General features: G+C 60.6%; 20 protein-coding genes and 1 pseudogene. 13 read left to right on the top strand and 8 right to left on the bottom strand.

All coding sequences use genetic code 11. From position 1 onward, the window contains the following. Window positions 1–10: 10 nt before the first annotated feature. Both C4K38_RS33025 and C4K38_RS33020 read right to left on the bottom strand, forming a co-directional pair. Window positions 11–775, bottom strand: coding sequence for a methyl-accepting chemotaxis protein (locus tag C4K38_RS33025; RefSeq protein ID WP_370686811.1), 765 nt, complete (start codon window positions 773–775; stop codon window positions 11–13). A gap of 141 nt (window positions 776–916) precedes the next feature. Beyond that, window positions 917–1,756 (bottom strand): annotated as a pseudogene (locus C4K38_RS33020) (HAMP domain-containing protein); the annotation flags it as partial. A gap of 323 nt (window positions 1,757–2,079) precedes the next feature. Between C4K38_RS33020 and C4K38_RS25035 the strand changes: the two are divergent. Beyond that, entirely contained in the window at window positions 2,080–3,567 is a 1,488-nt protein-coding gene (locus C4K38_RS25035) for a helicase HerA-like domain-containing protein (protein WP_053280926.1), read from the top strand. Window positions 3,568–3,582: 15 nt separating this feature from the next. On the opposite strand, the gene C4K38_RS25030 is transcribed toward C4K38_RS25035, so the two are convergent. Beyond that, window positions 3,583–4,038 (bottom strand): DUF721 domain-containing protein, encoded by a 456-nt coding sequence (locus tag C4K38_RS25030; RefSeq protein ID WP_053280623.1) that lies wholly within the window; start codon window positions 4,036–4,038, stop codon window positions 3,583–3,585. Window positions 4,039–4,344: 306 nt separating this feature from the next. Here C4K38_RS25030 and secA point away from each other — a divergent pair, with 306 nt between their 5' ends. The 4 genes from secA to C4K38_RS25010 all read left to right on the top strand — a co-directional run bounded on the left by secA (window position 4,345) and on the right by C4K38_RS25010 (window position 10,100). Then, complete coding sequence (secA, locus tag C4K38_RS25025) at window positions 4,345–7,086, top strand: preprotein translocase subunit SecA (RefSeq protein WP_053280622.1); 2,742 nt, start codon at window positions 4,345–4,347, stop codon at window positions 7,084–7,086. Between the two features lie 123 nt (window positions 7,087–7,209). Beyond that, a complete protein-coding gene (argJ, locus tag C4K38_RS25020) occupies window positions 7,210–8,427 on the top strand; it encodes a bifunctional glutamate N-acetyltransferase/amino-acid acetyltransferase ArgJ (RefSeq protein WP_023966924.1) in 1,218 nt (405 codons plus the stop codon). Window positions 8,428–8,532: 105 nt separating this feature from the next. Then, window positions 8,533–9,165, top strand: coding sequence for a glutathione S-transferase family protein (locus C4K38_RS25015; RefSeq protein ID WP_053280621.1), 633 nt, complete (start codon window positions 8,533–8,535; stop codon window positions 9,163–9,165). Beyond that, a complete protein-coding gene (locus C4K38_RS25010) occupies window positions 9,162–10,100 on the top strand; it encodes a Nudix family hydrolase (protein WP_053280620.1) in 939 nt (312 codons plus the stop codon). Before C4K38_RS25015 ends, C4K38_RS25010 begins: the two co-directional genes overlap by 4 nt. Before the next feature lie 69 nt (window positions 10,101–10,169). Here C4K38_RS25010 and C4K38_RS25005 read toward each other — a convergent pair whose 3' ends face one another. Genes C4K38_RS25005 through C4K38_RS24995 form a run of 3 tightly spaced genes read right to left on the bottom strand, consistent with a single transcriptional unit; the run spans window position 10,170 to window position 13,750 of the window. Next, entirely contained in the window at window positions 10,170–10,748 is a 579-nt protein-coding gene (locus tag C4K38_RS25005; protein WP_053280619.1) for a cob(I)yrinic acid a,c-diamide adenosyltransferase, read from the bottom strand. A 2-nt stretch (window positions 10,749–10,750) separates the two neighbouring features. Further along, window positions 10,751–12,787, bottom strand: coding sequence for a sensor histidine kinase (locus C4K38_RS25000; protein WP_053280618.1), 2,037 nt, complete (start codon window positions 12,785–12,787; stop codon window positions 10,751–10,753). Between the two features lie 45 nt (window positions 12,788–12,832). Next, window positions 12,833–13,750: a putative 2-dehydropantoate 2-reductase gene (locus C4K38_RS24995; RefSeq protein ID WP_053280617.1), complete on the bottom strand. Its 918-nt coding sequence runs from the start codon at window positions 13,748–13,750 to the stop codon at window positions 12,833–12,835. 145 nt (window positions 13,751–13,895) lie between these two features. Here C4K38_RS24995 and C4K38_RS24990 point away from each other — a divergent pair, with 145 nt between their 5' ends. Beyond that, the gene (locus tag C4K38_RS24990; protein WP_007931144.1) at window positions 13,896–14,381 is read left to right on the top strand and encodes a YajQ family cyclic di-GMP-binding protein; all 486 of its coding nucleotides are present in this window, start codon (window positions 13,896–13,898) and stop codon (window positions 14,379–14,381) included. 137 nt (window positions 14,382–14,518) lie between these two features. Beyond that, window positions 14,519–15,358 (top strand): mechanosensitive ion channel family protein, encoded by an 840-nt coding sequence (locus C4K38_RS24985; protein WP_009050475.1) that lies wholly within the window; start codon window positions 14,519–14,521, stop codon window positions 15,356–15,358. Window positions 15,359–15,549: 191 nt separating this feature from the next. Here the strand turns inward: C4K38_RS24985 and C4K38_RS24980 are convergent, their stop codons facing one another. Beyond that, window positions 15,550–16,914 (bottom strand): OprD family porin, encoded by a 1,365-nt coding sequence (locus C4K38_RS24980; RefSeq protein ID WP_053280616.1) that lies wholly within the window; start codon window positions 16,912–16,914, stop codon window positions 15,550–15,552. A 923-nt stretch (window positions 16,915–17,837) separates the two neighbouring features. On the opposite strand from C4K38_RS24980, the gene C4K38_RS24970 reads away from it, so the two are divergent. Both C4K38_RS24970 and C4K38_RS24965 read left to right on the top strand, forming a co-directional pair. Further along, a complete protein-coding gene (locus C4K38_RS24970) occupies window positions 17,838–18,263 on the top strand; it encodes an HIT family protein (protein WP_053280615.1) in 426 nt (141 codons plus the stop codon). A gap of 3 nt (window positions 18,264–18,266) precedes the next feature. Further along, window positions 18,267–18,473, top strand: a complete 207-nt coding sequence (locus C4K38_RS24965) for a SlyX family protein (protein ID WP_007931136.1) — start codon at window positions 18,267–18,269, stop codon at window positions 18,471–18,473. Window positions 18,474–18,552: 79 nt separating this feature from the next. Here C4K38_RS24965 and C4K38_RS32755 read toward each other — a convergent pair whose 3' ends face one another. After that, a complete protein-coding gene (locus C4K38_RS32755) occupies window positions 18,553–19,158 on the bottom strand; it encodes a cold-shock protein (RefSeq protein ID WP_009050471.1) in 606 nt (201 codons plus the stop codon). A gap of 457 nt (window positions 19,159–19,615) precedes the next feature. On the opposite strand from C4K38_RS32755, the gene C4K38_RS24955 reads away from it, so the two are divergent. The 4 genes from C4K38_RS24955 (at window position 19,616) to C4K38_RS24940 (ending at window position 23,309) form a co-directional block, all read left to right on the top strand. After that, on the top strand, window positions 19,616–20,089 hold the full coding sequence (locus C4K38_RS24955) for a Dps family protein (RefSeq protein WP_053280614.1): 474 nt from the start codon (window positions 19,616–19,618) through the stop codon (window positions 20,087–20,089). A gap of 262 nt (window positions 20,090–20,351) precedes the next feature. Further along, entirely contained in the window at window positions 20,352–20,573 is a 222-nt protein-coding gene (locus tag C4K38_RS24950) for an FmdB family zinc ribbon protein (RefSeq protein ID WP_007931131.1), read from the top strand. Between the two features lie 96 nt (window positions 20,574–20,669). Next, on the top strand, window positions 20,670–22,445 hold the full coding sequence (gene aspS, locus C4K38_RS24945) for an aspartate--tRNA ligase (RefSeq protein WP_053280613.1): 1,776 nt from the start codon (window positions 20,670–20,672) through the stop codon (window positions 22,443–22,445). A gap of 117 nt (window positions 22,446–22,562) precedes the next feature. Further along, entirely contained in the window at window positions 22,563–23,309 is a 747-nt protein-coding gene (locus C4K38_RS24940; protein ID WP_053280612.1) for a YebC/PmpR family DNA-binding transcriptional regulator, read from the top strand. The last annotated feature ends 25 nt before the right edge of the window (window positions 23,310–23,334 follow it).

The following is a 23,334-nucleotide window of genomic DNA, read 5'->3' as shown; positions in this document are numbered from 1 at the left end:
GCTGAAGGGATCAGATGCGGAAGCTGCCGACCAGTTGCTTCAGGCGTGCGGCCTGCTGCTCCAGGTCGGAACAGGCGCGCAGGGTCGACTGCAGGTTTTCCACGCCTTCCTGGTTCAGGGTGTTGATTTCGGTGATGTCCATGTTGATCGACTCCACCACCGAGGTCTGTTCCTCGGTCGCGGTGGCGACCGACTGGTTCATGCCGTCGATCTCGCCGATGCGCTGGGTCACGCTGTTCAGGCGTTCGCCGGCCTGGTTGGCGATTTCCACGCTGTCCTGGCTGTGGCGCTGGCTGTTGCTCATGGTGCTGACCGACTCGCGGGCGCCGACCTGCAGCTCCTCGATCATGGTCTGCACCTGTTGCGCCGACTCCTGGGTGCGGTGGGCCAGGTTGCGCACTTCATCGGCGACCACGGCGAAACCGCGCCCGGCCTCGCCCGCCCGCGCCGCTTCGATGGCCGCGTTGAGGGCCAGCAGGTTGGTCTGCTGGGAGATGCTGGTGATGACTTCGAGGATCTGCCCGATGTTCACGGTCTTGCTGTTGAGGGTTTCGATGTTGCTGCTGGAGGCGCTGATCATGTCCGACAGCTGGTTCATCGCCAGGATGCTGCGGTCCACCACTTGCTGTCCGTCTTCGGCCAGGTTGCGCGCATCGCTGGCCTGCTGCGAAGCCTGGGCGGCGTTGCGGGCGATTTCCTGGGCGGCGGCGCCCAGCTGATTGATCGCCGCGGCCACGCTGTTGGTGCGGCTGGCCTGCTCGTCGGAGTTGAGCATTGACGAATTGGAGGCGCTGACTACGCGCAGGGCGACTTCGTTGACGTGCTCGGTGGCCGACGAGACTTCGCGGATCGAACCGTGGATGCGCTCCACGAAGCGGTTGAACGCTGTGCCGAGGATGCCGAATTCATCCTGGTTCTGGATGGTCAGGCGGCGAGTCAGGTCGCCTTCGCCGTCGGCGATGTCCTGCATCGCGCGGGTCATGACGTGCAGGGGCTGCATCAGCACCCGGATCAGCATGCCCAGCAGGGCGATGATGATGGCGACGGCTATGACGGTGGCAATGATGGCGGAGGCGCGGAACTCGCTGAGCATCGAGAACGCCTTGTCCTTGTCCACGGACAGGCCGATGTACCAGTTCACCGAAGGCAGGCCCTTGATCGGGGTGAAGGTGACGATGCGGGTCTTGCCCTCGACTTCGATTTCGCTGAAGTCGCCATTGATGCGCGGCGTGTTCTGCGGATAGGCCTCGCTCAGGCTCTTCATCACCAGCGCCTTGTCCGGGTGCACCAGGATCTTGCCGTCGGCGCTGACCAGGAAGGCATAGCCCATGCCGTCGAAATCCAGGGCATTGAGGGTTTCGACCAGGGTCTGCAGGCTCAGGTCGCCGCCCACCACGCCGATGCTCTGCCCTGCATGACGCGAGGCGGTGGCGACGGAAATGATCAGCTGGCCGGTGGCTGCATCTATATAGGGTTCGGTAAGGGTCGAGCCGCTGCTGCTTTCGGCGCCCTTGTACCAGGGCCGAACGCGAGGATCGAAACCGTCGGGCATCTTCGCATCCGGGCGGATGGTGAAGCTGCCGCTGGCATCGCCCAGGTAGGAGGCCATGAAGGTCGAAGTCAGGGCTTTCTGTTCGAGCAGGCTGGCGACCTTGGTCGATTGCGGGTCGATCGCCAGGTTTTGCGCCAGGTTTTCGATCAACAGGATGCGCCCGGTGAGCCAGGTCTGGATGTTGCTCGCGGTCACATCACCCATTTCATGCAGGTAATTGTCCAGGTCTTCACGAATCGCGTTGCGCTGTAAATAGTCGTTGTACAGCGTGAAGGAAGCGAAGGCGGCAATGACGATGAGGGCGGCGGCAAGCAGGATTTTATGGCTGAAGCGCAGGTTTTTGTTCATGGCTTGTAGTGTCCGCTAAGGTCTTAATGTCACGAGCGTGCTCTTATAAAAGCGCGCAAAATGGGCGGGGTTGAAGTAAGTTGATATTTCCATCTCTCCTTGGGGAATTATCTGTCCTATGTTCAGTCTTTTCTGATCTATCGGCCGGTCAAGGCTAAAGATTAACCATGGGTGACAAAATGCCGGATTCATCGCAACTCGTTATCGGTGCCGATCTCGCGGGGCAACCGATTGCCCAGGCCATGCGCCTGGCAAACCGTCACGGGCTGGTGGCAGGCGCCACCGGGACAGGGAAAACCGTCACTTTGCAACGACTGGCGGAAGCCTTCAGCGATGCCGGTGTCGCGGTGTTCGCCGCAGATATCAAAGGTGACCTGTGCGGCCTGGGCGCCGCGGGCAATCCCCAGGGCAAGGTGGCCGAACGTATTGCCGGGATGCCGTGGCTGAACCACAAGCCCCAGGCTTATCCGGTCACGTTGTGGGACATCCACGGGCAGTCCGGTCATCCGCTGCGGACTACCCTGAGCGAAATGGGCCCGCTGCTGCTGGGCAGCCTGCTGGAGCTGACCGACAGCCAGCAATCGGCGTTGTACGCGGCATTCAAGGTGGCTGACCGCGAAGGTCTGTTGCTGCTCGACCTGAAAGACCTCAAGGCGTTGCTCAACCACCTCAAGGACAATCCGCAGTTGCTGGGGGATGACGCGGCGCTGATGACCACCGGCTCCAGCCAGGCTTTGTTGCGGCGCCTGGCCACCCTGGAGCAGCAGGGCGCCGAAGCCCTGTTCGGCGAGCCGGCCCTGCAGCTGGAAGACATCCTGCAGCCAGCCAGTGACGGACGCGGGCGGATCCACCTGCTCGACGCCAGCCGCCTGGTGCACGAGGCGCCCAAGGTCTATGCGACCTTCCTGTTGTGGCTGCTGGCCGAGCTGTTCGAGCAGCTGCCGGAGCGCGGCGATGCGGAAAAACCGCTGCTGGCGCTGTTTTTCGACGAAGCCCACCTGTTGTTCGCCGGCACGCCCAAGGCGTTGCAGGACCGGCTGGAGCAAGTGGTGCGGCTGATTCGCTCCAAAGGCGTGGGCGTGTACTTCGTCACCCAGTCGCCGGGCGACTTGCCGGACGACGTGCTGGCGCAACTGGGGCTGCGCGTCCAGCACGGCTTGCGGGCATTCACCGCCAAGGAACAGAAATCCTTGCGCGCGGTGGCGGACGGCTTCCGGCCGAACCCGGCGTTCGATGCCCTGTCGGTGCTCACCGAGTTGGGGATCGGCGAAGCGCTGGTCGGTACCCTGCAGGAAAAAGGTACGCCGGAGATGGTCCAGCGAGTGCTGGTGGCGCCGCCGCAATCGCGCATCGGGCCGTTGACCGAGGCTGAGCGTGCTGCGCTGATCAGCAGTTCGCCGTTGGTCGGCCGCTATGACAAGCCGATCGACCGTGAGTCCGCTTATGAAGTGCTGATGGGGCGCAAGGGCCTGGCACCTGAGGCCGAGGCTGCGCCGGGCAAACCCGTCGCCGAGGAGCCGAGCTTTACCGATCGGGCCGGTGAGTTCCTCGGCACTGCCGCTGGTCAGGCTCTGAAGTCCGCCATGCGCCAGGCCGCCAACCAATTGGGCCGGCAGTTGGTGCGCGGGTTGATGGGGTCTCTGCTGGGTGGCAGCAAGCGCCGCTGATCGATGGCTGGCCAGTTACGCCCGTGGTTTGGCGTGGCTGGCCAGGCGCTCCAGGGCAGCGCGCAGGTTGGGATCGGTGATGCCGTCAGCAGTGGCCTGAATGGTCTCGGCGGCATTGCTCGACAGGTCCATGGTGTGACCGGCCGCGCCGTGTTGCACGGTGGGAGGCTGCACCTTGAACAGAATCCGCGTCAGATTGTTGAACTCATTGAATTCCAGAAGCTGACGTTGCAGGCGTTTTTGCTGATAACGCAGGCGCGTCGCCCAGTGGCCGTCAGTGACGATCAGCAACAGGCTGCCTTCGCGCCAGGAGGCAACGTGGCAGTGTTCGCGCGCGGCCGGTTGCAGCTGGCTTTCCAGCAGGCGCTGCAAATGCGCCAGGCGCTGGGCGTGGCCGAGTATGGCTTTGAGAGGCTTGGCTTCGCGAAGGAGTACGGCGGGTGCTCTGGCCGTAAGAGGGCGAAATGCCATGATCAGACACCTGAAGTTACAGAGCCGCCATGGTAGCAGAAAGCGCTGGTCAGGCCTCGCTCATCGCGCAGGCGCGGCTTTATCTATTAAATCAATGGTTAACTTCGTACTCGTCCGGGTTGAAACTGGCGCAAAAGGCCTTATTGTAAGTGAGCCCCGTCACAGCGCTGTACCAGCATCGTGGAATAACGCCACTTTCCTCACCATCGTTTCCGGGTAGAATGCTCGTTCGCATGCGGCCATGAGGGCTGCACGGGCGACTCACGGGGCCGCCCTCCATCCCTATGTGTGGAAGATCCTGCCGATATGTTTGCGCCTTTGTTAAAGAAACTTTTTGGAAGCAAGAACGAGCGTGAAGTCAAACGCATGCTCAAGACGGTACAGATCGTCAATGCCTTCGAAGAGCAAATGGTGGCCCTTTCGGACGATCAGTTGCGCGCCAAGACTGAAGAGTTCAAGGCCCGCATAGCCAAAGGTGAATCCCTCGACAAACTGCTTCCCGAAGCCTTTGCGGTCGCCCGCGAAGCCGGCAAGCGGGTCATGGGTATGCGCCACTTCGACGTACAGTTGATCGGCGGCATGACCTTGCATGAAGGCAAGATCGCCGAAATGCGTACCGGTGAAGGCAAGACCCTGGTGGCAACACTGGGCGTTTACCTCAATGCGTTGTCCGGCAAGGGCGTGCACGTGGTCACGGTGAACGACTATCTGGCCCGCCGCGACGCCAACTGGATGCGCCCGCTCTATGAATTCCTCGGCCTGACGGTCGGCGTGGTCACGCCGTTCCAGCCGCCGGAAGAGAAGCGCGCTGCCTACGCCGCCGACATCACCTACGGCACCAACAACGAATTCGGTTTCGACTACCTGCGCGACAACATGGCTTTCAGCATGGAAGACAAGTTCCAGCGCGAGCTCAATTTTGCCGTGATCGACGAAGTCGACTCGATCCTGATCGACGAGGCCCGTACCCCGCTGATCATCTCCGGCCAGGCTGAGGACAGTTCCCGCCTGTACACCGAAATCAACAAGCTGATCCCGCGCCTTGAGCTGCACGTCGAGGAAGTGGAAGGCGAGGTCACCAAGGCCGGTCATTTCACCGTCGACGAGAAGACCCGTCAGGTCGAGCTCAACGAAGCCGGTCACCAGTTCATCGAAGAGATGCTGACCCAGGTCGGCTTGCTGGCGGAAGGCGAGAGCCTGTACTCGGCGCACAACCTGGGCCTGCTGACCCACGTCTATGCCGGTCTGCGCGCGCACAAGCTGTTCAACCGCAACGTCGAATACATCGTCCAGGATGGCCAGGTGGTCCTGGTGGACGAGCACACCGGTCGTACCATGCCGGGTCGCCGTCTGTCCGAGGGCCTGCACCAGGCCATCGAAGCCAAGGAAAACCTCAACATCCAGGCCGAAAGCCAGACCCTGGCGTCGACCACCTTCCAGAACTACTTCCGTCTGTACACCAAGCTGTCCGGCATGACCGGTACCGCGGATACCGAAGCCTTCGAGTTCCATCAGATCTACGGTCTGCAGGTGATGGTCATCCCGCCGAACAAGCCGCTGGCGCGTAAAGACTACAACGACCTGGTGTTCCTGACTGCGGACGAGAAGTACGCCGCGATCATCAACGACATCAAGGAATGCATGACCCAGGGCCGTCCGGTCCTGGTGGGCACCGCGACCATCGAAACTTCCGAGCACATGTCCAACCTGCTCCAGAAGGAAGGCATCGAGCACAAGGTCCTGAACGCCAAGTTCCACGAGAAAGAAGCGGAAATCATTGCCCAGGCCGGTCGTCCGGGCGCCCTGACCATCGCCACCAACATGGCCGGTCGCGGTACCGACATCCTGTTGGGCGGTAACTGGGAAGTCGAAGTCGCCTCCCTGGAAAGCCCGACCCCCGAGCAGATTGCCCAGATCAAGGCCGACTGGCAGAAGCGTCACCAGCAGGTGCTGGAGTCCGGCGGTCTGCAGGTGATCGCGTCCGAGCGTCACGAATCGCGCCGTATCGACAACCAGCTGCGTGGTCGCGCCGGTCGTCAGGGCGACGCCGGTTCCAGCCGTTTCTACCTGTCCCTGGAAGACAGCCTGATGCGCATCTTCGCCTCCGACCGGGTGAAGAACTTCATGAAGGCCCTGGGCATGCAGTCCGGCGAAGCGATCGAGCACCGCATGGTGACCAACGCGATCGAAAAGGCCCAGCGCAAGGTGGAAGGCCGCAACTTCGACATCCGCAAGCAACTGCTCGAGTTCGACGACGTCAACAACGAACAGCGTAAAGTGATCTATCACATGCGTAACACGTTGCTGGCCGCGGACAACATCGGCGAGACCATTTCCGACTTCCGTCAGGACGTGCTCAATGCCACCGTCAGCGCGCACATTCCTCCACAATCGCTGCCTGAGCAGTGGGACGTGGCCGGTCTGGAGGCTGCGTTGCAGAGTGACTTCGGTGTGAGCCTGCCGATCCAGCAATGGCTCGACGAAGACGATCACCTGTACGAAGAAACCCTGCGCGAGAAGCTGCTGAACGAGCTGGTGGCGGCGTACAACGAAAAAGAAGACCAGGCCGGTGCCGAAGCACTGCGCACCTTCGAGAAACAAATCGTTCTGCGCGTACTGGACGACCTGTGGAAAGACCACCTGTCGACCATGGATCACCTGCGTCACGGTATTCACCTGCGTGGTTATGCGCAGAAGAACCCGAAACAGGAATACAAGCGCGAGTCCTTCACCCTGTTCTCCGAGCTGCTGGATTCCATCAAGCGCGACTCGATCCGTGTGCTGTCGCACGTTCAGGTTCGTCGCGAAGATCCGATCGAGGAAGAGGCGCGCCTGCGTCAGGAAGCCGAGGCACTGGCTCAGCGCATGCAGTTCGAGCACGCCGAAGCCCCGGGCCTGGAACAGCCGGAAGCGCTGGAAGAGGGCGTCGATGTCGACGTGGCCCTGGCCTCGGCTCCGGTACGCAACGAGCAGAAACTGGGCCGCAACGAACTGTGCTACTGCGGTTCGGGCAAGAAGTACAAACACTGTCACGGCCAGATCAACTAAGATTTTCGCCAGACACTGAAATACCCGCGCCGCGACCGGCATCAGCCGTCGCGGCGTTTTTCCATTCGCCGCACTGCCTTTTGCGATGGCAGTGCACACATCAGGTTAAAGAGGAGCGCATTCATGGCTGTTGGTCTTGGTCCTTTGCCAACGTTGCACCCGGTTGCCGGTTTTGAACTCGGTATCGCTTCGGCGGGCATCAAGCGCCCGGGGCGCAAGGATGTTGTGGTCATGCGCTGCGCCGAGGGTTCCACGGTGGCCGGTGTGTTTACCTTGAACGCGTTCTGCGCCGCTCCGGTGATCCTGGCCAAGCAGCGTGTGCAAGGCCCTGTGCGTTACCTGCTGACCAACACCGGCAACGCCAACGCCGGTACCGGTGAGCCAGGCCTGGCCGCCGCGACCCGCACCTGCGCCAAGCTGGCCGAACTGACGGGCGTCGATGCCAGCGCCGTGCTGCCGTATTCCACCGGGGTCATTGGCGAGCCGCTGCCGGTCGAGAAGATCGAAGGCGCGCTGCAGGCCGCGCTGGATGACCTGTCCGTGGACAACTGGGCCGCCGCGGCCACTGGCATCATGACCACCGATACCCTGCCCAAGGGGGCCAGCCGCCAGTTCCAGCACGATGGCGTGACCATCACCGTCACCGGCATCAGCAAGGGCGCGGGCATGATTCGTCCGAACATGGCGACCATGCTCGGTTACATCGCCACCGACGCCAAAGTCTCCCGTGAAGTGCTGCAGAACCTGCTGCTGGACGGCGCCAACAAGTCGTTCAACCGCATCACCATCGACGGCGATACCTCCACCAACGACTGCTGCATGCTGATCGCTACCGGCCAGGCAGCCCTGCCGGAAATCACCGAAGCCAGCGGCCCGCTGTTCGCTGCGCTGAAGCAGGCCGTGTTCGAAGTGTGCATGGAAGTGGCCCAGGCCATCGTGCGTGACGGCGAAGGCGCGACCAAGTTCGTCACGGTCGAAGTCAACGGCGGCGGCAATCACCAAGAGTGCCTGGATGTCGGCTACACCGTGGCCCACTCGCCATTGATCAAGACCGCGCTGTTCGCTTCCGACCCGAACTGGGGGCGTATCCTGGCCGCTGTCGGTCGTGCCGGTGTGCCGGACCTGGATGTGAGCAAGATCGATGTTTTCCTCGGCGAAGTGTGCATCGCCAGCCGCGGCGCGCGTGCCGCCAGCTACACCGAAGCCCAGGGCGCGGCGGTGATGCAGCAGGAAGAAATCACCATCCGCATCGAGCTGGGGCGCGGTGATTGCAGCGAAACCATCTGGACCACCGACCTGTCCCACGAGTACGTGAAAATCAACGCGGAATACCGTACCTGAGTACACCGCTACTCGCTTCTACATGGACGCGACGCATCACGTGTAGGAGCGAGCCTGCTCGCGACGGAGGCCTAAGGCCTCCATCTCCTCTGAAAGGTGCCCGACATGAATCTTCACCTGATCATCGGCGACAAACTCTATTCCTCCTGGTCGCTGCGCGCCGCCCTGGCGCTTGAGCTGACTGGCGCGACTTACACCGAAGAGCTGATCAAGCTGAACCAGTCCGATACCCGCGAGCGGATTCTCAAGCATTCGCCGACCGGCAAAGTTCCGTTGCTGAAGACCGAGCACGGCATCATCGCCGACTCCCTGGCGATTGCCGAATACCTGGTCGAGCGTTTTCCCGAAGCCGAGCTCTGGCCGCGCGATGTGGCTGCCCGGGCCCAGGCCCGTTCCGCCTGCGCGCAGATGCACAGCGGTTTCTTCGGCCTGCGCGGTAACCTGCCGTTCGACCTGAGCCGCGATGCCGCGCTGTCACCCATGCCGCCCGAAGCACAGGCCGACATCGAGCGGATGCTGGCGTTGTGGGCCGAGTGCCGCGCGGCTGCGACCGAGCCAGGACCTTTCCTGTTTGGCCGGGTCAGTCTGGCGGACGCCTTTTTTGCGCCGATCGCCGTGCGCTTGCGCACCTATCGGGTGGCGCTGCCGGCCGTCGATGCCGCCTATGTTGAAACGATCTATCAATGGCCAGCCTTCAAGGCCTGGCAGAAAGCCGGTTTAGAGGAAGTTGTACGGTGAAACGAGTACATGTGGCGGCGGCCGTTATCCGTGATGCCGACGGCAGGATCCTGATTGCCCGACGTGCCGATACCCAGCATCAGGGCGGTCTCTGGGAGTTTCCCGGCGGCAAGGTCGAAGCGGACGAGGCGGTGGAAGCGGCCTTGACCCGTGAGCTGCAGGAGGAGCTGGGCATCCTGGTGTCCCAGGCGCGGCCGTTGATCAAGGTGCAGCATGACTACCCGGACAAGCAGGTGTTGCTGGATGTCTGGGAAGTTTCCGCTTTTACCGGCGAACCCCATGGCGCAGAGGGCCAGCCTTTGGCCTGGGTCACGGCCCGTGAGCTGGAGAACTACGAGTTCCCGGCGGCCAACCAGCCGATCGTGGCGGCAGCGCGTTTGCCGAGCGAATACCTGATCACCCCGGAAGACCTGGAAACACCAGCGCTGTTGCGGGGCATGCAGAAGGCTATTGCCGGCGGCAGCAAGTTGATCCAGCTACGCGCACCCAACGGCTACGACCCGCAATACCGCGACCTGGCGGTGGACGCGGTCGGCCTGTGCGCGGGCAAGGCGCAATTGATGCTCAAGGGGCCGTTCGAATGGCTGGGGGATTTCCCCTCGGCGGGCTGGCATATCACCTCGGCGCAGCTGCGCAAATACGCCAGCGCCGGGCGCCCCTTCGGCAAGGAGCGCTGGCTGGCGGCGTCCTGCCATAACGCTGAAGAGCTGTCCCTGGCGCAGCAGATGGATGTGGACTTCGTGACGCTGTCGCCGGTCCAGCCGACCCAGACCCACCCTGATGCGCAGCCTCTGGGTTGGGAGCAGGCCACCCGACTGATCAGCGGTTTCAACAAGCCGGTGTACCTGCTGGGCGGCGTCGGTCCGGACCAGCGCGAGCAGGCCTGGGCAGCCGGGGCGCAAGGGGTGGCGGGGATTCGCGCGTTCTGGCCCTGAGGCCAGTCACCAGCCGGTTCGCTCCTGCATAAGTTGCAGGAGCGGGCTTGCTGGCGATCAGAGGGGACGTTATTCGGGTTTTGCCGCCGCTTGCCAGAGAATCTCGGCAATCCCCTGGCGCTTGGCAATCAGGCGCGCCGCCACGAACAGCAAGTCGGACAGGCGATTGATATAGGCCAGGCCGACCCCCTCCAGCGGCTCTACGGCATTCAGATGCTGGCAGCGTCGCTCGGCACTGCGCGCCAGGCTGCGGCAAACATGGGCTTGGGCGATCAAGGCCGAGCCGCCCGGCAAAATGAAGTTCTCCAGCGGCCCCAACTCTTCGTTCCAGGCATCGATGGCCGCTTCCAGGCGCTCGACTTCCGCGCTATTCAGTGCCTGATACACCGGCATGGCCAACTCGCCACCGAGGTCGAAGAGGCGGTGCTGGCAGGGTGCCAGGACGTCGATCAGTTCCTGTAGGCCCGGATGCTCGATGCGCTGTTCGATCAGCCCGGCCAGGAGCAGCCCCAGCTGACTGTTCAGCGTATCGACTTCGCCGATGGCCTCGACCCGCGGATGGTCCTTGGGAACCCGGCGCCCATCACCCAGCCCGGTTTCGCCTTTGTCGCCGGTGCGGGTGTAAATCTTCGACAAGCGAAAGCCCATGCTTACCTCTCCAGTGGGGGATGTTCCAGTGGTGGCGGCTGACTGCCCGCCAATGGCAAACGCAAGGTGAAGCAAGTGCCCTGACCCTGCGTCGACTGCACTTCCATCTGGCCTTTGTGATTGTTGGTGATGATGAAGTACGAAACCGACAGCCCAAGGCCGGTGCCCTGGCCGATTTCCTTGGTGGTGAAGAACGGCTCGAAGGTCCGTTTGCGCACGTTTTCGCTCATGCCAATACCGTTGTCCTCGACCTGGATTTCCGCCCAGGGCGGGTTCAGCCGGGTGCGCAGGATAATGCGCCCGGGTTCGCTGTCGTCTACCCGCTGGTGAATGGCCTGGGCGGCGTTTTTCAGCAGGTTGAGCAGGACCTGCTCCAGTTCGTTGGCGGTACCGGGCACCGGCCCCAGTTGCGGGTCGAACTGGCGGATGATGGCCTGGCCCTTGAAGTCGAAGCCTATGGCCAGGTCGAAGTCGTTGCCGGCAATCTCCACGGCCTGGTCGATCAGTGCCGGCAGGTCGCAAGGCGCCATCTGCCGGTTGCTGCGCCGGCTGAAACTGAGCATATGGGTCACGATCTTCGCCGCGCGGGCGCCAGCCTGCTGGATGCCGTCGAGCAGTTGCGGCACTTCGCGGCTCTGCAGGTAGTGGTTGACGGTTTCCAGTTCAATGCCGATCTGTTCGGCATGCTCCTGATTCTTCGGCAGCTCGGGGGACAGACGCCGGCGAATGTTCTGCACGTTGTGCAGGATCGCCCCCAGCGGGTTATTGATTTCATGGGCCATACCGGCGGCCAGGCCGCCCACGGAGAGCATTTTTTCCGACTGCACCATCATTTCTTCCAGGGACAGGCGCTGGGTGATGTCGTCGATCCGGATCACCACGCCGCGCCCGGCACCGCCCATCAGCGGGTAGAAGGTGAGGGCATAATGCCGGGCTTCGTCGTCCTTGACCCAGGTGACCCGCTCGACCTTGGTGACCGTATGTTGCTCCACGGTTTCCTTGAGCTGTGGCAGGAACGGCTTGAGCGGTTCGAAGGCGAGGAAGATCGGCTGATTCAGTGCTTCGTCCAGGCGCGTGCCGGAGAGGGCGCTGGCTTCCTGGTTCCACTGGGTGACATAGAGCTGCTCGTCCAGAGCGATCAGGGCCGAGGGCATGGAGTCGATGATGCTGTTGAGGTAGTTCTGAAAGCCGGTGAGTTTCTTTTCGATCTTGCTGCGCACCTGGACTTCCAGCTCCAGCTTGCGGTTGGTGTGGCGGGTTTCTTCGGCCAGGCCCTGGGCCTGGTCATAGGCCGCCTGGGAATCGTCACGGGCGCGTTTGAGTTGCTGTTCTCGCGCTTCGATGCGCGACAGCATGGTGTTGAAGGCCTCGGCCAGGCTGCCGATTTCATCGTGGTTGCCGCGGGCGGCGCGCAGGGAATAGTTCTCTTCGCGGGTCACTTGCCGGGACAGTTCTTCCAACTGATGAATGGGGCGGGTGATCAGCCGTTTGATCTGCCGGGCAATCACCAGCCACAGCAGCACACTGAAGATCAGGATGCCCAGGCTCGCGGTCAGGGTGCCGGTGTAGAAGGCCATCGGCAGCTCACTGCTGGCCACCAGCAACAGGTGGCCGGGGGGCTGGCCGGCGCGGGGCAGGGTGATGATCTGGTTGCTGCGAAATTCGGTCAGTTGCCAAGCTTCGATATGCCGATAGCGCTCCGGCAGGCTCAGGCGTTCGCCATGTTGCAGTTGGGCCAGGCGCGTGCCCTTGCCGTCATAGATCGCTGCGGCGCGCAGGGGGGAGTAGCTGTTGAGCTCGTTGAGCAGTTTCTCGGCGTTTTGCGGCGAATCCAGCGCCTGCTCGGCCAGGGTCGGGTTGGACACCAGCCGGCCGATGGTCTGCAAGGCTTGCGGTGCCATGCTTTCCTGGGAGATCCAGTAGGCGGCGCTGATAAAGGTCAGGTTGGCGACCAGCAGTACGGTAATCAGCAGGACGAGCAAGGCGGCCAGCAGTTTTTGGCCGACCGGCAGGTTTTCAAGGCGCTGGCGCAATGGCATCGGGGACGTCGCTAGAGAGGAACACGTGGGCAGCGTAGCCGCTGCTCAGTCGCTGGGCAATCCGCGCTGTTGCAGGTGTTCCACCAATAGCCGACGCAGGCGGCTGAGGTTGGGCAGGTGCAACTGGTGCCTGGCGGCAACGTCGCAGGCATGCCCCAATAAATAGCTGATTTCGGTTCTGCGCCGGCTGGCGACGTCCTGGTACATGGAGGAGTAGTTGGCGGCGGTCGCCTGGATCACCCGCTCCACTTCCTGCTGCAGGTTTTCGGCCGCGGCGGGCTGGCCGCAACGTTCCAGCAGTTCGCTCAACTCGACGCACAGCATCGCCACTTCGCAATGATGCTGCAGCAGACCGCCGTTGCGGCAGTCATGCAGGACCGTCAGGGGATTGATCGCGCAGTTGAGCGCCAGCTTGCGCCAGAGGCGGGTCAGGATGTCCGCGCTCCATTCATGGGGGATGCCGCTGGCGCTCAGGTCGTCGAGCCAGAAGGGCGCGGTGGGGTGGCTGGCGTCCCCCAGCCAGGTGTAGCCATGACCGGCGAACACCACGCGCCAGTCGCCATCGCGAAAGGCGCCTTCGGTGCTCGAGGCATAAATGCAGCGGGCCTGCGGCACCTGGGCGGCCACGGCGTCCTGGCTGCCCAGGCCGTTCTGCAGCAGGACCAGTTCGGCGTCGGGTGTCAGGCGCGCGACCAGCTGGCTGACGGCCTGTTGCGCGTCATAGGCCTTGCAGGCCACCAGCAGGCGAGTGATGGGGGCGGGGTTGTCGATGGTCTCGCCGGGAATGGCATGGAAACTGGCCTGCCCTTGTTCCACCAGCGTCAGCCCACCCGCGGCCAGGTAAGCCTCCAGGCGTGCCTGATCGCGCAGGATCAGGCGCACCGGCAAGCCGGCACGGGCCAGGCGTGTCGCCCACAGGGTGCCGAGGCTACCTGCGCCCAGAATGTGCCAGGTAGTCGACATCAGCGTGGTGCTCGGTTTGGCAGGCGCATGCGAGGCTCGCAGTGAAGGAGGGGAAAGACCCGTTATAATGAGCCCGGATTTTAACCGCAAACCGGGCGTGCTCCATCTTTATCGAGCTGCGCCCCTTTTTTATTGGAGAAATTACATGCCGTCGTTTGACGTGGTATCCGAACTGGACAAACACGAAGTCACCAACGCCGTGGAAAACGCCGTCAAGGAGCTGGACCGCCGCTATGACTTGAAGGGCAAGGGCAGCTTCGAGTTCAAGGAAAAGGAACTGACCGTCAACCTGACCGCTGAAGCGGAATTCCAGCTGGAAGCGATGATCGAGATCCTCAAGCTGGCCCTGGTCAAGCGCAAGATCGATGTGCAGTGCCTTGAGGTCAAGGACGCTTACGCTTCGGGCAAGGTGATGAAGCAGGAAGCCACCCTCAAGGAAGGCATCGACAAAGAGCTGGCGAAAAAGATCGTTGCCCACATCAAGGACGCCAAGCTGAAGGTCCAGGCTGCGATCCAGGGCGAGCAGGTACGGGTTACCGGCAAGAAGCGCGACGATCTGCAGGAAGCCATCGCCGCCCTGCGCGCGAAAGAGTTCGGCATGCCGCTGCAGTTCAACAACTTCCGCGACTGATGGGATTTTTCGGGAACCTCTCGAGCTTATTGGCGTCCGAGGCCCGAGTAGTGGGCAGAAACGATTGAGCCTGTATAAGGCTAGTCGTTCTGCCCTTGTTTTTTGTGTGCCCGGCAGCCGGGAATCAGGAGAGATAGATGGATTTGAATGCTGAAGTGGACAACCTGGTCAAGGCTTCCCAAGCCTGGATTCCGATGATCATGGAATACGGCAGTCGGGTACTGCTGGCCGTCATCACACTGGCCATCGGCTGGTGGCTGATCAACAGTTTGACGCAAAAAGTCGGCAAGTTGCTGGCGCTGCGTAATGCCGACCAGGCCTTGCAGGGTTTTATCAGCAGCCTGGCGAACGTCATTCTCAAGGTGCTGCTGATTGTCAGCGTGGCCTCGATGATTGGTGTCGAAACCACTTCGTTCGTTGCCGCGATCGGTGCGGCGGGCCTGGCCATCGGCCTGGCCTTGCAAGGTAGCCTGGCCAACTTCGCTGGTGGTGTGCTGATCCTGCTGTTCCGTCCTTTCCGCATCGGCGACGTGATCGAAGCCCAGGGCATCAGCGGCACGGTCGACAGCATCCAGATCTTCCACACGGTGTTGCGTACCGGTGACAACAAGACCGTCATCGTGCCTAACGGCAACCTGTCCAACGGCATCATCACCAACCACAACCGCCAGTTGACCCGCAAAGTGATCTTCGATGTCGGCGTGAACTACGAGGCTGACCTGCAAAAGGCCCGTGAGGTTCTGCTGGACCTGGCCAAGGACGAGCGCGTGCTGGCCGATCCGGAGCCGGTGGCGGTGGTTTCCATGCTGGGTGACAGCGCCATTACCCTTTCCCTGCGTGTCTGGGTGAAAACTGCGGACTACTGGGACGTGATGTTCCGCTTCAACGAGTTGTCCCGTGATCGCTTGAAGGAAGCTGGTATTGATATTCCGTTTCCACAGCGCGTGATTCGTGTGGTTCAGGAAGCGGCTGTTTGAGTCAGTAACGGGGATAGGGATTAAAAATCTGATCGAGTGGTCAGGCTTTTAACGCGGTACTCGCTGGAGGATGTTTGAAACCTGGTTGTAACAATAAACTGTCGATAACCGGAGCTTCAGCGAGTCGCCAGCCCCAACAAAAAGGCCCATCGAATGATGGGCCTTTTTTATTACTTGCTAAGTAACCGCTATTACAAGATCGACAGTGGGTAGTCGACGATCAGGCGGAACTCTTTGATATCGCCTTCACCTTGGTCGCTGTTAGCGAAGTGCCAAGCTTGACGAACGCGGAAGGAGAGATCTTTTGCCGGGCCAGACTGAACAACGTACTTGGCTTCGAAGTTGGTCTCGTTGTGTTTGCCATCGGCACCGTAAATCGGATCGCCGTTGTTTTTACGGTACACGCTGTTGTCAGCCAGGCCTGTGCCATCGATATCCCAGCCTTTAACATAACGGGTCATGAAGCTCAGACCAGGAACGCCGTACTCGGCCATTTTCAGATCGTAACGGATCTGTGCGGACTTCTCGTTCGGGCCGTTGAAGTCAGAGTACTGGATGGAGTTGGCGAGGAAGATCGAGTCGCCGCCACGGTTGGCTCCGCGCCTGGAGGAATCGTGGCCACCTACACCGATGTAGTCGAACGGAGTGTCACCATTGACCTTCTGGAACGCGACGGTAATGGTGTGTGCTCTCAGGAACGAGAAAGCGGCTGCCAGGGAGAACGTGGTGTTGCTGATGTCGCCCGCCTTGGCGCTGCCGGCGTCGGTGGTACGGTAGATGTTACCGTCCAGGTTCAGCGACTGATCGCCACCCATTGGGATGGTGTAGTTCAGGTTGGCGTAGTACTGGTTCCAGATGTCTTCCAGCTTGGCGCCGTAGAGCGATGCACTCAGATTGTCGGTGATGCCGTACTTGCCACCGAAGTAGTCGATGCTGTTGGATGTCACACCGGCGTAGTTTGCATACAGGTTGCCGTTACGGGCGTTGGAGTCCTGGCTGGTGGCCGAATAGAAGTGACCGCCTTCCAGATCAAGGTTTTTGATCTCGCTGCTCTGCAGTTGGAAACCGCTGGCAGTTTGAGGAAGGATACGGGAACCGCCGACTGCGAACACCGGGGAGGTGCTTGGCTGCATGTCGCCGGCTTTCAGCTCGGTCTTGGAGATGCGGAATTTGACGGCCGCGCCTGCTTTGCCCTGGCTGTTGTTGACGTCGCCATCGGAGTCGCGGCTCATGTTACCGGTACCGCCAGTGCCGTCGCCGCCGTCCAGTTTGATCGCCAGATAACCGAATGCATCGACGCCGACGCCTACGGTGCCCTGGGTGTAACCGGAGCTGAAGTTGCCCCAGATACCCTGGGTCCAGTCTTTCTGATCGTTGCTGTGGTCTTTGTTGTCACGATTGAAGTAATAGTTACGCAACAGTACGTCGAATTTTGCGTCTTCAACAAAGCCCTTGGCTTCAGACTGGTCACTTACAAAAGGTGCGGCCGTAGCCACTTGAGTACTGGCTGCTGCTGCAACTGCCAGTGCGATCATGCTCCACTTCATCACGCGCATCGTGATTTGCTCCTTTGGTTTTTAGAAGAGTACTGCCGTCCCACCTGTTTTATTATCTGGGCGGCTCTTTCTTTTTGTGTCGGCGCAAACTTATATCACGCCGACAATGTTGGCGATACTTGCGTATCAGTCCTTTCAGCTTCTTTACGACCCTGTCGCAAAATGCTCGATCAATGTCGCAAATCCGCAGTCCGCATGTATCCGGACTGACAACTTCAGCGCTGTTTTCGAAGGCTTGAACCTGGAACAAAAAGAACTTTGGTCAAGCAGTCAAATCTCCATGGGGCAGCCTTGCCACTATTGTTATTAGTCTCAGGAGGAGCCTTTTTCCGATGGCTTCTCCTGGGACAATGTGGGTGTGAATGCAACAAGCGTGCACAAAACGCAAAGGCACCGAGTTTTTTTCGGCGATAGCCCTTCAGGCTGTAAAAACCGCATAAAACAGTGGTTTTAAGGTCGTTTTGTTTGGGCTTGACGTTCCCTGTCCTCCTGGTGTTGCTCCCTGAAAAAAAACGCACGACATTCCAAAACGTTACCGGTTCACCCTGCTGAGTGAGTAGATAGCGGATGGTTAACGCACTGAGCGTAGACGCACTGTGAGGTTTTGGTGCAAAAGTTTCTTGATGCAGCTCAATCATCATCCGCCGTCGGGCGCTGAAGAATGTGCAGGGAAGGGGCTCTTTCGCGGCTTTTTCCTTGTTTTTTATGAGCTTCGTTCAGTCGTGGTGCAGCCCGTTGGAAAATGTTCCAGGTCGGGGCGCTCTGACGTGTGGCATCGAGGATGAATGTTGAGGCGGGATCTGCGCAGCGGAGCGATGAACGGAAAAGCTTTCGCAGGTATGCTGCCGTTCTGTCGCTTGGCGGGCAGCCGGTCATGGCGTTCGCTAAGCTGAAACTTGATGAGCTGAGCGGGAGTGCGCGCGGTGTTCGCTTTAGATCCACGACTTCAACAAGACACATTGCCCATTGGGGATTTCCCCCTTTGCCGGCTGCTGTTGTCCAACGATTCCAATTACCCGTGGTTCATCCTGGTACCGCGCCGGGAAGATATCAGTGAGTTGTTTCAATTGGATGACGCGGACCAGCAGCAACTATGGCGAGAAACCACGGCGCTGGCGGAGTTGCTTAAAGACTCTTTCGATGCGGACAAGTTGAATGTGGCGACTCTGGGCAATGTCGTCAGCCAGTTGCACATGCACGTTATTGTTCGCAAGCGCGACGATGGGGCCTGGCCTGCTCCGGTATGGGGCAAGCTGCCTGCCAAGCCCTACGACGCCGAACAGGTGGCCGCGATTCGTGAGCGGTTACGACTGGTCCTGACCGATGACTTCAAGTTTCTGGAGGGCTGAGTCATGAACCTGGAAGAGCGGGTTACCGATCTGGAAAGCCGATTGGCTTTTCAGGATGACACCATTCAAGCCCTGAACGACGTGCTGGTAGGGCAGCAACGGGTGGTCGAGCGCCTGCAGTTGCAGATGGCCGCCTTGCTCAAGCGTCAGGAGGAAATGGTGGGGCAGTTCGAGTCATTCGAAGAAGAGGCTCCGCCGCCACATTATTGAGCGTTGGACGGCCCCTGCCGTTCAGGCAATAAAAAACCGCGAGCAGCCTGGCTGCGTCGCGGTTTTTTATGGGCGTGAATCAGCGACGCGGCAATGCCGCAATCACGTCTTCGGCTTGCAGGCCCTTGTCGCGGTTCATGACGGAGAACTCCACGCGCTGGCCTTCCACCAGGACGCGGTGACCTTCGCCACGGATGGCGCGGAAGTGCACGAAGATGTCATCGCCGGAGTCGCGAGAGATGAAGCCGAAACCCTTCGAAGTGTTGAACCACTTGACGGTGCCGGTATCGCGATTGCTCATGTCGTAGGTTTGCGACGTATTGGCCGAGGGAGACGATTTGTAGAAGCTGACGGCCAGGTGCAGAAGAACGGCGATCGCCGCGGTCACCAGGCTGAACAGCACAGCCGGTTGACCTGCGATAACCGGCATCGGTGCCAGCAGGGTCAAGGTCTGCAAGACCACCGCCAGCACCAGGAGCGCGCTGACCAGGTTTTGCAGTTGGTGGCGCGGGCCTTTGTTCCAGTAGGGGATAACCGGAGCCAGCGTCAGGTTGAGCAGGCCGAAAAAGGCCAGGTAAAGAGCATCGGGTTGTTGCAGGAAGGGAACGGCTTCAGATCGCAGGCTAGGGATAAAGGACAGCAGCAAGGCCGCTGCGCCCGTTAGCAGGTGGACGATTTTCAACATTTTAATGAACTCACGTTAAGACGGATCACAAGGAAGAGCTGAGCGTGCACGGTTCGCTTCTGAACAATGGGAGGCGGTGAGCACGTGCGCGAGATCAGCCTATGCGCTGAGGCCGAGAAATAGGCAACAGCGACACGGCCTCTATTTAACAGCAAAGCCCAGGCCTTCTCAAATCAAGCGCTGTAGCCGAATGGAGGGAGAGAGCCCTGGTTGTCCTGAGGGAATACCGGACTATCGGGCAAAGCCTTGTTCTAGAGAGCCAGTACCCCAAAAACGTGGAACGGCGGCTTTTCAGGCGGGTCACAACCGGAGTGGGCTTTCTTGCAGGTACTGTCGCCCGCTCGGTGGGCAATCTGTCGCAGGGTCTCGGGCGATCCCGGGCTGCGGGTGCAGGACAGTCTTGCTAGAGTGGTCCGGTACCTGATCTGTTGAATTCAATGTGTTAACGGAGATAGACATGGCAATCGATATCGGTATCAGCGCAGAAGATCGCAAATCCATCGTGGAGGGTCTCTCTCGCCTGCTTTCAGATACTTATGTGCTGTATCTGAAAACCCATAATTTCCACTGGAACGTCACAGGCCCGCAGTTTCGCACGCTGCATCTGATGTTCGAGGAGCAGTACAACGAACTGGCGCTGGCGGTGGATCTGATCGCTGAACGTATCCGCGCCCTGGGCTTCCCGGCGCCAGGTGCTTACTCCATCTACGCGCGTCTTTCTTCGATCAAGGAAGAAGAGGGCGTGCCAAGCGCCGATGAGATGATCAGGCAGCTGGTGGCGGGGCAGGAAGCGGTGACCCGCACCGCCCGTGGCATTTTCCCGATCATCGACAAGGTCAGCGACGAACCCACCGCGGACCTGCTGACCCAGCGGATGCAGGTGCATGAGAAAACCGCGTGGATGCTGCGCTCGCTGTTGAGCGAGCAGTAATCCCGCAGACCGAATGGCGCCGTTATCGGCGCCATTTGCCTTTATGGGGCCTGACTTGTCGTCCGATCATGGCTGTTCGCCCTCAGGCCCGATAGGCTGGGTATGGCAGCGGGGCGCTGGCTTTGTTTCGGCGGGCGGTGGTCTATCGGTGCCGTCATACGGCTGCACAGGGCCGATTTAATGGATATAATCCCGCCCTTTGCTATATAACCCGGGCCTCGGCACGGGTTAAGCCAGACGTTAAGTACGCCGAGACGCTCCCATGCCCATGTACGACTACCAATGTGCTTCCTGTGGTCATCAGTTGGAAGCCATTCAAAAGATCAGCGCGCCTGCGTTGGTCGATTGCCCTGCCTGCCAGGCGCCTGAGCTGAAAAAAATGCTGTCCATGCCAGGTTTCCGCCTCAGCGGTTCGGGCTGGTATGAGACCGACTTCAAAACCGGCGCCAAGAAGAATCTGGCCGGTGGCGACAAAGCTGATTAAGTTGAACGACACGCGCGAGCTCTTGCATTATCCGGTACCCCGAGGTGCGCAAGGCCTCCCATCGAATTTCGAATTACGAGAAGTGAAACCACTACCATGATGCGCAGCCATTATTGCGGCCAACTGAACGAAAGCCTGGAAGGTCAGGAAGTTACCCTTTGCGGATGGGTCCACCGTCGTCGCGACCATGGCGGGGTGATCTTCCTCGATATCCGTGATCGTGAAGGTCTGGCCCAGGTGGTGTTCGACCCGGACCGCGCTGAAACCTTCGCCGCCGCCGACCGCGTGCGCAGCGAATACGTGGTCAAGATCACCGGCAAGGTGCGCCTGCGTCCGGCCGGTGCCGGCAACGCCAACATGGCTTCGGGCATGATCGAAGTCCTGGGCTACCAGCTGGAAGTGCTGAACGAAGCGGAAACCCCGCCGTTCCCGCTCAACGAATACTCCGACGTGGGCGAAGAAACCCGTCTGCGCTATCGCTTCATCGATCTGCGTCGTCCGGAAATGGCCGAGAAGCTGCGTCTGCGCTCGCGCATGACCACCAGCATCCGTCGCTACCTGGACGAGAACGGTTTCCTCGACGTCGAAACCCCGATCCTGACCCGTGCCACCCCTGAAGGCGCGCGTGACTATCTGGTACCGAGCCGTACCCACGCCGGCAGCTTCTTCGCTCTGCCGCAGTCGCCACAGCTGTTCAAGCAGTTGCTGATGGTCGCCGGCTTCGACCGCTACTACCAGATCGCCAAATGCTTCCGCGACGAAGACCTGCGTGCCGACCGTCAGCCTGAGTTCACTCAGATCGACATCGAAACCAGCTTCCTCGATGAAAAAGACATCATGGGCCTGACCGAAGGCATGATCCGCAACCTGTTCAAGGAAGTGCTGGATCTGGAATTCGGCGAATTCCCCCACATGACCTTTGAAGAAGCCATGCGTCGCTACGGTTCCGACAAGCCGGACCTGCGTAACCCGCTGGAACTGGTGGACGTTGCCGACCAGCTCAAGGAAGTGGAGTTCAAGGTGTTCAGCGGTCCGGCCAACGATCCGAAATGCCGTATCGCCGCCTTGCGCGTTCCTGGCGGGGCGAGCATGCCGCGCAAGCAGATCGACGACTACACCAAGTTCGTCGGCATCTACGGTGCCAAGGGCCTGGCCTACATCAAGGTCAACGAGCGCGCCAATGGCGTTGATGGTCTGCAGTCGCCAATCGTCAAGAACATCCCGGAAGCCAACCTGAATGTGATCCTCGATCGCGTGGGTGCGGTCGACGGCGACATCGTGTTCTTCGGCGCCGACAAGGCCAAGATCGTCAGCGAAGCCCTGGGCGCGCTGCGGATCAAGCTCGGTCACGACCTGAACCTGCTGACCTGCGAATGGGCGCCGATGTGGGTTGTCGATTTCCCGATGTTCGAAGAGAACGACGACGGCAGCTTCACCGCCTTGCACCACCCGTTCACCGCGCCGAAATGCTCGCCGGAAGAACTGGAAGCCAACCCGGCGACCGCGCTGTCCCGTGCCTACGACATGGTGCTCAACGGCACCGAGCTGGGTGGCGGTTCGATCCGTATCCACCGCAAGGAAATGCAACAGGCGGTATTCCGTCTGCTGGGCATCAACGAAGCGGAACAGGAAGAGAAATTCGGCTTCCTGCTGGACGCCCTGAAGTACGGCGCGCCGCCGCACGGTGGCCTGGCGTTCGGTCTGGACCGCCTGGTCATGCTGATGACCGGCGCCCAGTCGATCCGTGAAGTGATCGCCTTCCCGAAAACCCAGAGCGCTGCTTGTGTGATGACCCAGGCTCCTGGCCTGGTCGACGCCAAGGCGCTGCGCGAACTGCACATCCGTTTGCGCGAACAGCCAAAGGCTGAGTAAGGCCGACCTGAAGGCGCATCTGCGGATGCGCCTTTTTCTATTGGGTCGAGATATTTGTTGCCCGCCCGCCGTTACAGGCGTTGCGGGCAATGTTTCAAAGAGAATTTGGAGCGCGTTATGGCAGGTCATTCCAAGTGGGCGAACATCAAGCACCGCAAAGAGCGTCAGGATGCCAAGAGAGGCAAGATTTTCACCAAGTGGATCCGTGAACTGACGGTTGCCGCCCGTCAGGGCGGTGGCGATCCGGGTTCCAACCCGCGTCTGCGTCTTGCCCTGGACAAGGCCCTGGGTGCCAACATGAGTCGCGACATCATCGATCGCGCCATCGCCCGTGGCGCCGGTGCGACCGAGGCCGACAACGTCGAAGAGCTGACCTATGAGGGTTATGGCCCGGGCGGCGTGGCGGTGATGGTCGAATGCATGACCGACAACCGCAACCGTACCGCGGCTGCCGTGCGCCATGCTTTCAGCAAATGTGGCGGCAACCTTGGCACCGACGGTTCGGTGGCGTATCTGTTCGAACGCAAGGGGCAGATCAGCTTTGCGCCGGGCGTCGATGAGGACACACTGACCGATGCGGCGTTGGAAGCCGACGCCGATGACGTGGTTGTTCACGAAGACGGCTCGATCGATGTGTTTACCTCGTTCACTGGCTTCTATGCGGTACGTAACGCACTCGAAGAGGCCGGTTTCAAGGGCGACGACGCGGAAATCATCATGCAGCCGACCACCAGTGCCGAGCTGGATCTGGAAGGCGCCGAGAAGGTCCTCAAGCTGATCGACATGCTCGAAGACCTGGACGATGTGCAGAACGTCTACTCCAACGCGGATATTCCCGAGTCGGTGGCCGAGCAACTCGGCTGATAGCGCGATAAAAGATCGCAGCCTT

Origin of the sequence: Pseudomonas chlororaphis subsp. piscium (assembly GCF_003850345.1) — a bacterium.
Taxonomy (GTDB): domain Bacteria; phylum Pseudomonadota; class Gammaproteobacteria; order Pseudomonadales; family Pseudomonadaceae; genus Aquipseudomonas; species Aquipseudomonas piscium.
This window is presented reverse-complemented; position numbering and strand designations above follow the sequence as displayed.